This is a genomic window from Trichodesmium erythraeum IMS101, assembly GCF_000014265.1.
GTDB lineage: Bacteria > Cyanobacteriota > Cyanobacteriia > Cyanobacteriales > Microcoleaceae > Trichodesmium > Trichodesmium erythraeum.
In genome coordinates, this window is record NC_008312.1 from 2,560,329 (window position 1) to 2,572,669 (window position 12,341).

The following is a 12,341-nucleotide window of genomic DNA, read 5'->3' on the forward strand; positions in this document are numbered from 1 at the left end:
GATTCCCCAGGGCAGAGTTAATTCACTTACCTCCAACCTTAATTGATTTTTTATTTAAATAAAAAAATACAAGCAAAATTTGATCAAAAAGGGCATAGTTCCAATAGTTTACCTAGAAAATCATATTGCTTTTTGCAAAAAATAGGATTTGGAAGCTAAACACCTACATTTTTTTTCTCACAAATGATTTAGGAATAGTATATTTATCGCAGAAATAATTTGCCATTATTTCCCCGACCAATTTATGACCTTCCACGTTCCAATGACCACCGCAGGGAAGTGCATTATCAAAACCATGGAAACATTTACCTGTTTTTTTAGCCTCATCCCATATAGGACCAGCTAAATTATAGACTGGTATATTTTCCTTTTTCCCAAAATTTTTCAGTCTGATATCTGGGTAGAATAAATTTGACACATTTAAAGATTTTTTCAAATTATTACGCTGTTGAATATCAGGTAGTACTTGAGAAGAATGACTGACTGTTATCATCATAAAGTCTGCTTTTTTTTCATATACTTCATCTCGCATTAGCTTAATTAAACCCTCAGTTACTTCCCAAGTTTCTGACCAATCAGAATTTGGTTTTGGTTCTTTATAAAAATCTATATTAATTTCCCTATAATCTTTGTTATACTGACGGCGTTTAGCATCAATATCTACCTTTCTAATTAGCTGCATAATTCGGGAATTTTTAACTAACCAAAATGGCAAAAAATCCACCAGAGAAAAAGCATAACGGTTTCTCTGCCAAAACTTCAAATTACGAAATGACATATCTGCTACAAGTTGCCCATCTTTGTAAACAAAATAAGGGCGTAAATGGTCATGTTCTAGACTAGGAGAATTATTACTAAGATCGTTACCTGCATAAAAAGCTAACATGACTAAATCTGGTTGATAATCCCAAACATGATACCTTAAAGTCATTAATTCTTGGGCTGTGCTATAACCACTTACACCAAAATTCATTACTTCTACTTTTCGGTTTTTTAACACAGGACATTGTTGTAATTTTTCCTCCATTATTGCACCATAGGTATCTTCTAATTTTACCTGAAGTGCTTCTGTATAAGAGTCTCCTAATAAGGCAATTCTTAATCCATTTTCTGGTTTATTTTTACTCCGTTCATAATCACGAAATCCTGCACTATTCATTTTTATTTCGGAAGGAACACCCTCTTCCTTCCATAACCCTTTCCCATGAGGTTTTCCTGCCCAACCTCTATATAGATCTTGGAAAGTATGAAGAGGATTTTCATCTGCATCCTTTCTTGGCGCTGGATGCTTAATTCCTGCTATTCTTAATCCTATTTCACCTACTGTTAAAGTAAATATTAATGTACCTAATATTAATCCTAAATTGATGGCTAAATTATGTAGCTTTTTCATTATTGATTATAATTAAATTTGAACTGTTTGCAGAGGTTATTAGTAATAATTTCTCCTGCTAATTGATGCCCTTCTATGTTCCAATGCCCAATACATAATGATGTATTTTCAAAACCGTGTAAACAAGCTTGATTTTCCACAGCATAATCTCGAAAAGGTACTACTAAATCTAATACTGGAAAACCTAAGCGATCGCCCAGAGCTTCTATTCTTTTATTGGGATACAACATATCATTAATATTGTATTGTTTCATAAAAGTTTTTTGTAGATATGGTTGGTCGTAATGTACCTGTTTTGGATCTCCTACTAATACTGCCAAAAAATCTTTTTCTCTTTCTCTCACCTCTGCTGCTATTAATGTGATTAATTCTTCTGTAATTTCCCATGCTTGATGCCAATTATTATTGATTGGTGGCTGAAAATTATACGGTACTAAACCCATAAAATATGCGTCTAATTTTTTTTTCTTTAGATTCAAATCTACTTTTTTTACTACTTGCAAGATTCTGGAATTATTTACCAGCCAACCAGGTATTTTGTCTATAAATGAAACAACATAGCGATTACTTAGAGCTGGAATTAAATCCTGAAAAGACATATCGACAACCAACTCTCCATTTTCATATATAAGAAATGGTCTATATTGACTATACTCCAGTTTTTTTGAGTTATTAATAATATCATTTCCTATAAAAAAAGCTAACAATATAATATCTGGATTATAATCCCAAACCTGATGACGTAAAGTCAACAGTTCTTGCAAGGTGCTATAACCATGAACCCCAAAATTAATTACCTCAACTTTTCTATTAGCAATAGAGTCACATTTTGTCAATTTCTGTTCAATTATTGACCAAAAAGTTTTCTCTATTGGTACTTGAACCGCTTCAGCAAAAGAATCTCCTAATATAGCAATTCTTAATGTATTTTTTGGCTTAATTTTACTATATTCGCGGTCTCTTAAACCATCGCTATTAATTTCTATATAAGCTTCCCCCTCCTCTCGCCACCAAGCAGTGAAACCCGGTTGTAATGCCCAACCACGATGAGGATCATGAGTATGAAATATGGTAGGTCTGTGGGGTTCGTTATTGTTGGCTTTTTTCAATCCTTCTATTTTTGCTACCCTTAATCCTATTTCTCCTGCCAAAATACCAGTTATTAAGGCTACAAATATTAATCCAATATTTATGAGTAAATTATTCAGTTTTTTCATTTTATAAAGGTTTACTAAGCAAGAAATTATTTTTCATATTGAGGACAAATTAAGTTACTGGAGAGTAGAAATTTATGGAAAAAAAAATGATTTACTTTATATACTAAAAGTTGAGTATTTGATATCTTTTTTTTGTTTTCTAAGACAATATATTTATGATTCAAAAAAAATTATACAAGGTTTTAAAATAGCAGCCTATAATTTGTGATAAAAAAACAATCATTAGATGCAATATACTCTACATAATTTGAATAGCAGTCTAAGTTTTTTTGACTTCAAATCTACTATTAACTACCTATACCTACAATTTTTTTTTAAAACCTCTGACATGACTTTTTTGCAATAATTTCTCCAGCTAATTTATGCCCTGTAGCATTCCAATGTCCTGTACACATTGCTGTATTTTTAAACCCATGAAAACAAACTGGATTTTTCTCAATATAATCATCAAAAGGTTTGATTAAATCAATCACATAAAAATTATGAATTTCTCCTAAATTTTGCAGTCTTTTTGTGGGATACGACCAGTCTTGAATATCCATAATTTTCATATATCCTTCTCTCCATCCTTTATTGGAATGAATTTGCATAGGAGTCATCACTGTCGCCAACTGAAATTCTGCGCCTTTTTCCTGCACTTCTTTAGCCATAATTCCTATTAGTTCATCTGTAATTTTCCAAGCTTCTTGCCAAGCAAGATTTCGTGGTTCTCTAAAATTATTGGCTTGTAATTTTTCAAAGTGTCTAGCAGCATTTCTCTTTCTTTGATCTGTCTCTACTTTTTTGATTATTTGTAAAATTCTAACATTATTTATCAGCCAAGTCGGTAATTTATCAACCGTTGTTATCATATAACGATTTGCCTGACTAATAGTTAGCTCTCTAAAGGATAAATCTAACTCTAACTTATCATTTTTATAGATAAAAAAAGGTCGGTAATGATTATTTTCTAACTTTCGAGAATTATCCGTAACATCATTACCAATAAAAAAAGCTAAAAGCACAATATCTGGCTGAAAATCCCAAACTTTTTCCCGGAGAGTTAATAATTGTTGGGCAGTTCCATAACCATCAACGCCAAAATTAATTACTTCTACTTTTTTATTTTTTAAATTCGTACATTTTTGCAATTCTTTTTGCATTACTCCTACAAAAGTTTGCTGATAAGAAACTTGGACAGCTGAAGTAAAAGAATCTCCAAGTACAGCTATTCGCAAAGTATTTTTTGGTTTAGCTTTAGTAATTTCTGGTCCTCTAATACCATGACTATTAAACTCTAAATAAGCCTTTCCTTCACTCGTCCACCAGCCAGAAACATTTGCTCTATATTCCCAACCTCTAACCGGATGAGGAATGGTATGAAATGTGGGATAAAATTCTGCATGGGTACTTTCAGGCATTTTTTTTAATCCCTTTAAACCAGCAATTCTTACTGCTACTTCAGCCATCGCTATCCCTACAAATAAACTGGCAAAAATCATGCCTATATTTACTGCCCAAGTTTTTAGCTTTATCATCCTCTTAGCTATAATTTTTTTTGTAATTTAATCATAAAAGTTGAATAATATTCAGTCTATTCTGTTTTCAGCTATAAAGCTATCAGCTATTGTTTTTAATGCCTGATAATCAAGCTTTATTAATTTAGCAAAATAACACGAAAATTTATATTCACACTAAAAATTTATATTCACACTATACCTGTCTTTTAGGCTATGCTTTAGTAAGCTATCAGCTATCAGCTAGAAGGAGTAATTACCATCCAAAAAGAATTAAAATATAATCAAGAAAGGATTAGATGCTTACTCAAACTTTAATGCTTGTCAGCATTTGGCTGTCAGCTATCAGCTATCAGCTATCAGCTATCAGCTAGAAGGAGTAATTACCATCCAAAAAGAATTAAAATAAAATATAATCAAGAAAAGATTAGATGCTTACTCAAACTTTAACGCTTGTCAGCATAAAGTGCTGAATTTACATGCTTTATAAACATTTTGAAAAAATAGACAAGTGATATGTAGGTCTTGATAGTTTTTTGAAGGGGAAAAAGTATATTTAAGAATACTATTTTTTGATAATTTAAGTAGTTCTATACTCTTTCTCCCCAATCCCCAGAAGCTTTTCATAAATTCCTAATTATACCAATAATTCTCATACATTAATGCTAACTTTTTCTATAACTTCAGTTATTAAATAATTAACAGAAAGGGAATAACTTTTTTCTAAGATTCACCCTTTTTAATTGTGCTAAAATTATAAATTTTGTATGGACTTATTGATGCAATATACCTAACTATTTCTCAGCATCAAAGTGCTAAGTATAAAAGTTTTTGATAATATAATGCAAGGGATAAATATTCAAGGGAGGAGTCTTATTGATATTAACTGACAGCTAATACTGAATATTCTTAGAATTTCACTTAAAACAAAGTATAAATGAATGGAGCAATTACAGAAGACTGGCTTAAAATAATCAAAGCTCCTAACAAAACCAAAGTAATAATCAAAGGCAATAACCAATATTTTTTTCGCTCTCTCATAAAACCCCAAAGGTCTTTGAGAAAGTCTAATATTCCTTCAAACATTTAAAAAGGTCGCTCCATACTCTCTTTACTTTTTAATTGACTCATTACCCGATAACTTGATATTTCAGTATGAAATTGTCGATCCATAGGGTCTTTTTTAAGCATTCGCATAATTAAACCCATTGGCATAACTACAAGATAAAATACTAACCCCATCCACAAAGGAGTCATAATCTTACTCAGGAAAATTCCCACTCGCATCCAAAACCTATACACAGGTCCCAAAGTCGGTGGTGAAACAACTGCCAGTACCAATAGAGGAACAGCAATTACCCAAGGCCATGCAGGTAGAGGCCAATGTTTGTGGAGCAGCGGTAGTAATAGACCGAATAAACCTCCAAAAACACCACCTACTATTAGACCAAATTCCCTGAGACCCTTTTTATCAATTTTTGGTATCTCGCGATCGCTCATTAATTTATTAATAATTAAGATTTGATTAATGCTGTAAAAATATCATAAAAGCTTTTAAAAGTCAAAAAAAATCTATTTTTTGTGATGCTAAGAACTGAAGGCTTATAGAACCTATTTGGGTAGTGTTAAACCAGGGCAAACCTCATATTTACTGAATCCCATATATAGTGTTTTAAAAATTAAATTAACACTATATATGGAAAAATATGATCGACAAGCACAATAAAGCCTAGTTTATTGAAAATTAAATAAGGTATATTGACAAGATGTGTTTGCCCTTAGTATTAAATAAGCAATATAGTAATTTTTCCAATTTCACCTGACTCATTGCTCATGATGAAGTAAGTAAAAATTAAAGCTGAAGTATAATCAAGGCTTATCTAAATATACTTTGATTTTTTGATTGTATTGTGATGATTAATACTTTATTATTTTATTAATTAAGTTATACTAGGTAGGTAATGTTTTTGATTAAAGGAATAAAGTTTTGAAAACAATTGAAAACGACCTGAGAACAATTGAACCTTATAAAACCTTTTTGAGCAAAAATAATGCTTACTGGATGGCAAGAATATCCGATCTTACTTATTGTTGTGGTCAAGATAGTAAACCAGATGAAGAAAAAATCATTGCAGATTTGAAGGCTGAAGATAAAAAGTTCATTTCTGTAACTGGAGAATCTAAAAATAGTTCTCAGGCTATTTTAGTTGAACATGAAGACTATCTTTGTATGGGTTTCCGTGGAACTGATGAATTAAAAGACTGGCTCGACAACATTAATGTGAAGAGGAAAAAGATGCTATTTGGTAAGTTTCATGCTGGTTTTGCTAATTCTCTGAAAGATGTATGGAAGCCATTGTTTAACAAATACCAGGAATTAAGACAGAAGAAAAAACGCCCTCTATTTTTGACTGGTCATAGTCTTGGCGGATCTATAGCTACTGTAGCAGCTGCAAGGCTAATTCACCAAGATTTGCCTTTTATTTCTGTTTATACTTTTGGACAACCCCGTACTGTAGATCGTCGAACTGCACGTGTATTCAATGCAGAAGCAAAATCAAGGTTCTTCCGCTTTCATAATAATAATGATATAATTACTCGTGTTCCAAGTCGTACAGCGGGGTATAGTCATGTAGGTACCTGCGTTTATGTTACACAAGAAATTACACTGCATGTTGATCCTGGTTTCTGGTTTCGCTTTGTTGATGGTATTGATGGTGTCGTTAATGATATATCAAAGTTAAGTATTGATTTTATAGCAGATCATGATATGGGTAAATATTTATCAGCAGTGAAAAGTTGGAATCTTATAACTTAGAGTTAATTGTTAATAATATTGCCCTAACTAGGTAATAAGTTATAATTTTAGTGCTCTACCAATACCTGCTGCAATAATTATTACGTATTTTGTTGCTATTTAATTTCTAGCATTTTTAATATAGTTTTTTTAGTCTGTTTTAAAAGTTTTTCTGGTTGTTCATGCTTTATTCCCAATAAACGGATGTGTCTTACATATTTGCAAAAAGCTCATTGATCAAGCACCCTATTGAGATCAGCATAAGGAAAAAAAAGACTCTTCGGAAGATTCTCAATCCAGCAGTTGTGAACTTGAAATTCTAACTCCTAGCGTTAGTCACTGTTGGTTATGATCTAGTATAATCTAGGATAGCCTGTAAGTTTTCCGAGAACTGGAAAAAATATCAACTCAAAATAGCTCAATCACACAGCCAAATAGATAAGTATAGGGGTCTTTTATCTCTCTTTCAAGCCTCATATGAACCTCCTAACTTGTACAAATTTTTCTGAAGTGATATCAATCTGACATTTCCTTTCTTTGTTCAGTCTCTCTTATATCTTCAAACAAATTCTAGAGTGCTTCATAAAACTGCTACAAAGATCAATAACAGGTAACATTTTAATATTTACTTCCTGCTTTAGCTAAGATAGTCGACTGCTACTCATCCACAGGCATTAACACTCAAACCAACTCCATTTTTTACATTAATACTTGCATATCACAGTAGGACTCTTATGGACTGCCACACTTATTACCATCAGAAGTTCTCAGATTTAATGACATGTCTTTATTATTAGTTAACATAACTAGACTATCATATTCCTTTATTACTTGACTTGTAAACTAAGTCAAAACTACTAATTTCACATCTGGTAACTCTAAAAACTATTTTTGTACTAACATCCATAATATCAAGCGTGAATAAAAAATATTATATCATGTCCGATTGAATGCTTACACTTTGGAGGATTTTGACAGAAGGCAGAAGACAGAAGGATAGAATTGGCACTTACAGGAGAAAGTTTTTCATCACTGATTATCCGGACATAATATTATGAATAGTAAGTTCAATAAAAAGATTTGACATTCTTATATTCTTTTGATAAAAAAGATAATTTCCGACTTAAAAAATGGTACTAAAGCCAATTCATTCTAATCCTTCTGACTCGGTCCTCCTGGCTCCTAAAAAAATCCCCTTGGGTGTGGAAAGCTTGGGTTATCGAAAGTGTTTTTCGCACATCAGTAACCTTCTGTTGAGTTTTTCCCTCGTTCCCCATGGTGAAAAATTATCATACCCCCATATCTTTCACCATTACCAGATCACTACTACTAAAGTGTGGTAGAAGAATTAATACCAATCACCCTCCTAGGAGCTAGGGATGAATCCCCTACTCAAGAAAACTTAGAAAAGTTTTTGAGAAATGGTATAATTTAAGATTTTTTTTACTTTGAACTTCTATCTAGATTCATCCCTATTCAAAGGTCTTCACCTGATTCGGATTTTTGAATAACTCAAAAATGTGATGAATTAGGTTCTTGAATTGTACTTGATGTTCAATATTAGGAGTTGATAGGCCAAAAAACGTCCAATCTTCTGTAGAAAACTGCCACTGCTGCTGTGTCAACATATAACCACATGCATGGACAGTTTGGAGTTGGCAGGTGGGCAGCAATAGATCTTGAGAAAAATTCACCTCCATTAAAACACATTGACATGCAAGGACTCTGAGGTTTTGTGGCAAATAGAAGCTCAAATCAATGGAGTGAGGATCCAATTGAGACTGAGTTTGTTCGTCGGTAAGCCACGGACTTAGATCAACCGTTGATCCAGAAAATTCTGCTCGAAAAAGGAAAGCTAGGTGAGCAATCTTACTGGCTAGTTCGGGGGTAATTGCTTGGCTAGTTGCATTCATAGAACTTTATACAAGTTAAATCTTAAATCTAATTTTTTTTATTAATAGAAATACTTTTCAATAATATAATTAATAAATATGCTTCATAAACTCACATAGATTTTTCCGAAAAGCGATGATATGGGAATATTGTAGAGTATAAAGCTGATACAGCAAACAATCGGGAAAAAAACTACTGTGGCCCAGCAACAACTTTTCTTTCATAGGTTAAATATTGAAAAAAATTTTTATTTGATTAAGGTTCTTATTAAGATATTATATCAATAAGGAACAACTATGCAATTACCTTGAGGAGGTTTATGAGCCCATATTTAGAGGAGCTAAAAGTAACAGCTCAAGCAATGGTGGCCAAAGGCAAAGGCATTTTGGCTATGGATGAAAGTAATGGAACTTGCAATAAGCGGTTTGAGAAGCTTGGCATTCCAACGACCGAAGAGTATCGACAGGCCTATCGGCAACTCATTCTAACAACCCCAGATTTATCTAATTACATTAGTGGACCTATTCTCTACGATGAGACTATCCGACAATCGACAACAGAGGGAGTCCCCTTCTTGAAAGTCATTACCGATGCTGGAATGATCCCCGGAATTAAAGTGGACACTGGGGCAAAGAATTTAGCAAATCACCCTAATGAGAAGGTAACAGAAGGGTTAGATGGTTTGGGAGAGCGCATCGCCGAGTATTATCAGATGGGAGCACGCTTCGCCAAGTGGCGAGCGGTCATTACTATCGGTGACGGAATTCCCAGTCGTGCTTGTATCGAAGCTAATGCTCATGGCCTTGCTCGCTATGCTGCTCTCTGCCAAGAAGGGGGACTTGTCCCGATCGTAGAACCTGAGGTGCTTATTGACGGTAATCATACTCTAGAGCGCTGCTTTGAGGTAACAGATGAAACACTTCATACAGTTTTCAATCATCTCTATACTCAAGGGGTTGCTTTTGACCAGATGATTTTGAAACCTAGTATGGTAATTCCAGGTAAGGACTGCCCGACTCAAGTTAGTGTTGAGGCTGTTGCTGAAGCAACAATTAACTGTCTCCTAAAAAATGTCCCTGTAACTGTAGCAGGTATTGCTTTCCTTTCGGGAGGTCAATCTATAGAGCAGTCTTCAGCTCACTTAAACGCAATGAATGCATTGTTTGGCAGTCGGTGCCCTTGGCCAGTTACATTCTCTTATGCCCGTGCTATTCAACAACCTGCACTTGATTACTGGAGTGGTGACAGTGCTCGGGTAGCAGAGGCTCAACAGAAGCTTTTAGCTCGTGCTAAGTGCAACAGTGCTGCTAGCGTTGGCGAATACTCGGCTAGCATGGATGAAACACCTGTTCTCGTCTAATATTTTCACTGTTGTCTCATAACTGTAAACACTTTTCTGTGTGGAGTATTTCTGGGGACAGCATTGTTCCCAGATCCTTTTTCATTACAGCTAATTTGAAGTTTAAACCTTTCATCTAAGAAGCAAAGTTAATTCGAATTAGAAAATGCTTCTGTTTTTCACAAGAGGAAATCAAAAGTCTAGACTGGGATCTTAACGCAACATGAATGCATTTTTGTTATACAACGTTCCTACAGAGGAATAGACATCTCCAAAATAAAAATTAAGGTATAATTGTCATGAAAATTTTGTAAAAATTATATACTCATGACTCAGATATTAGAATATATTAAGAACCACCCAAAAGAAACAAAAAGAGTTATTGGGATTACCGATGAGCAATTTGAAAAATTAGTAGGAAATGCTTAAAAACTTGCATTAAAAAAAAGACAGGCGATCGCTAGTCAAGAACAAAGACTAATTAAGGCAGGAGGAGGAAGAAAAAAAAGCTTAAAAGTCGAGTAATAAATCATCTTAACTTTATACTATTTACGCCATTTTCCCACATTCCAAATACTAGGAATATGCTTTGGTGTCAGTGAGTCAACGGCAAATAATATTTTTTACCTTGTGGATAGATATATTACAAGAGTTACTGCCTAGTAGCTTGTTAGAACAATTTCAAAAAAAAAGAAGACGAATATTTATGGATACAAGAAATTTTAACAGAACAAGAATTAATTGTAGATATTACATAACAAACCATATATAGGCTATACTCTGATGATAAACAGAAAAAATATTACTCTGGAAAAAAGAAAAATTATACATTAAAAAACCAAATAATAACGACAGAAAAAGGTACAGAAATAGTAGATGTAATTGTCGGGAAAAGAGGTCCATAAAGCGATGTAAATTTACTCATAAAACAACAAAAAAACTTTGATAAAGAACAAAAATTTTAGTGAGATAAAGGGTGTCAAGGAGCACAGAGGACTATGACACCCAAAACAAAGCCTAGAAAACAAGAAATGTCGCCAGAAATGAAAGAAGATAACTTGAAATTAGCTAAAAAAAGAATATTCGTGGAACATGTTATTAGGTTGCTCAAAATATTTGGGATAGCTTGATATTGGTTCAAATTAAAGGAATATAATTATGAATTTGATAATTATTATCTTTTAATCTGAATCTTTCTCTAGCAATTCTAAATATTTTAATTAATCTTATTATATGTTCTACAAATATTCTCTTTCTGGCTTTTTCTTGATTTTCTTCTTTGATTTCTAGCGGCATTTCTTTTTTTCTTGGTTTCTTTTTTGGTGTAGTAGTTCTTTCTATTCCTTCATAAGCTTTATCTCCTTAAAATTTTTGTTTTTTATCAAATTTATCCTGTTGTTTTCTTAATATCTTTACCTCACTTACTGGACCTTTTTCTCCTACTATTACATCTACTATTTCTGTTCCTTTTGGTGTCGTTATTATTTAATTTTTAAAAGTATGATTTTTCTTTTTTCATATTTAATATTTTTCTTGGTCTTTATATTCACTTGGTCTTTCTCTACTTTGTTCTGTACTATCTACAATTAATTCTAATTCTGTTAATATCTCCTTTACCCATTCCAATTCATTTTCTTTTTTTTTACTTGTTCTAATAAACTTGCTGGCAGTAATTTTCTGAAAATATCTATCCAGTAATGAAAAATATTATTAGCACTTGATTCACTTATACCAAAGTTAATTCCTAATGTTTGAAAACTTGGTATTTCATGTAAATAAAATAACGTTAAAATTATTTCTTCTTCCTTTGTTAAATTCTTTTTTCTGACTCCACCTGCTTTAATTAGTCTTTTTTCTGTTTTGGCGATTGCCTCCTTTTTCTCTGATTCTATTATTTGGGCATTTGCTATTAATTTTATTAGCTGTTCATAAGTAATGCCAATAATTCTTTTTGTTTCTTTTGGATGATTATAAATATATTCTAAAGTTGGATTCATTTGGGAGACTTCATACATAAATGGTTTTGATAATTTTACCTTATTTTCTATTTTGGAGATGTCTATTAATATTAGTATGAACCCTACTATATGTAGAAAAGAAGATAACAAAAACAATAGCTCAATATGGTGAATAATTAACAGTAACTATCTCTAACACCATAAAGTATGTAAAAAATGACTATCTGGGGGATTAGGCGCTAATTCCT

At 32.7% G+C, this 12,341-nt stretch carries 10 protein-coding genes and 2 pseudogenes; 4 read left to right on the forward strand and 8 right to left on the reverse strand.

Annotated features, from left to right (window positions below; translation table 11 throughout):
* Nucleotides 1–163: 163 nt before the first annotated feature.
* From TERY_RS07830 to TERY_RS07845, 5 genes are all read right to left on the reverse strand, one after another.
* Nucleotides 164–1,393 carry an SGNH/GDSL hydrolase family protein gene (locus TERY_RS07830; protein ID WP_011611326.1) on the reverse strand — a complete coding sequence of 410 codons (1,230 nt, stop codon included), beginning with the start codon at nucleotides 1,391–1,393 and terminating at the stop codon, nucleotides 164–166.
* On the reverse strand, nucleotides 1,393–2,610 hold the full coding sequence (locus tag TERY_RS07835; RefSeq protein ID WP_011611327.1) for an SGNH/GDSL hydrolase family protein: 1,218 nt from the start codon (nucleotides 2,608–2,610) through the stop codon (nucleotides 1,393–1,395). Before TERY_RS07835 ends, TERY_RS07830 begins: the two co-directional genes overlap by 1 nt.
* A gap of 314 nt (nucleotides 2,611–2,924) precedes the next feature.
* Entirely contained in the window at nucleotides 2,925–4,127 is a 1,203-nt protein-coding gene (locus TERY_RS07840) for an SGNH/GDSL hydrolase family protein (RefSeq protein WP_011611328.1), read from the reverse strand.
* Nucleotides 4,128–5,027: 900 nt separating this feature from the next.
* Complete coding sequence (locus tag TERY_RS34765; RefSeq protein ID WP_011611329.1) at nucleotides 5,028–5,192, reverse strand: DUF5989 family protein; 165 nt, start codon at nucleotides 5,190–5,192, stop codon at nucleotides 5,028–5,030.
* Entirely contained in the window at nucleotides 5,193–5,606 is a 414-nt protein-coding gene (locus TERY_RS07845; RefSeq protein ID WP_011611330.1) for an SxtJ family membrane protein, read from the reverse strand.
* 538 nt (nucleotides 5,607–6,144) lie between these two features.
* Here TERY_RS07845 and TERY_RS07850 point away from each other — a divergent pair.
* On the forward strand, nucleotides 6,145–6,924 hold the full coding sequence (locus tag TERY_RS07850; RefSeq protein WP_196797242.1) for a lipase family protein: 780 nt from the start codon (nucleotides 6,145–6,147) through the stop codon (nucleotides 6,922–6,924).
* Nucleotides 6,925–8,375: 1,451 nt separating this feature from the next.
* Here TERY_RS07850 and TERY_RS07855 read toward each other — a convergent pair.
* The gene (locus tag TERY_RS07855) at nucleotides 8,376–8,816 is read right to left on the reverse strand and encodes a hypothetical protein (RefSeq protein ID WP_011611332.1); all 441 of its coding nucleotides are present in this window, start codon (nucleotides 8,814–8,816) and stop codon (nucleotides 8,376–8,378) included.
* A 299-nt stretch (nucleotides 8,817–9,115) separates the two neighbouring features.
* On the opposite strand from TERY_RS07855, the gene TERY_RS07860 reads away from it, so the two are divergent.
* From TERY_RS07860 to TERY_RS34780, 3 genes and pseudogenes are all read left to right on the forward strand, one after another.
* Entirely contained in the window at nucleotides 9,116–10,156 is a 1,041-nt protein-coding gene (locus tag TERY_RS07860; protein WP_011611333.1) for a class I fructose-bisphosphate aldolase, read from the forward strand.
* Between the two features lie 552 nt (nucleotides 10,157–10,708).
* Complete coding sequence (locus TERY_RS36525) at nucleotides 10,709–10,798, forward strand: hypothetical protein (protein WP_370497179.1); 90 nt, start codon at nucleotides 10,709–10,711, stop codon at nucleotides 10,796–10,798.
* 317 nt (nucleotides 10,799–11,115) lie between these two features.
* Nucleotides 11,116–11,265: pseudogene (locus tag TERY_RS34780) on the forward strand (transposase family protein); the annotation flags it as partial.
* Nucleotides 11,266–11,272: 7 nt separating this feature from the next.
* On the opposite strand, the pseudogene TERY_RS30255 reads toward TERY_RS34780, so the two are convergent.
* Nucleotides 11,273–11,485 (reverse strand): annotated as a pseudogene (locus tag TERY_RS30255) (transposase family protein); the annotation flags it as partial.
* A 263-nt stretch (nucleotides 11,486–11,748) separates the two neighbouring features.
* Nucleotides 11,749–12,132 carry a helix-turn-helix domain-containing protein gene (locus tag TERY_RS07870; RefSeq protein WP_044137270.1) on the reverse strand — a complete coding sequence of 128 codons (384 nt, stop codon included), beginning with the start codon at nucleotides 12,130–12,132 and terminating at the stop codon, nucleotides 11,749–11,751.
* Between the last annotated feature and the right edge of the window lie 209 nt (nucleotides 12,133–12,341).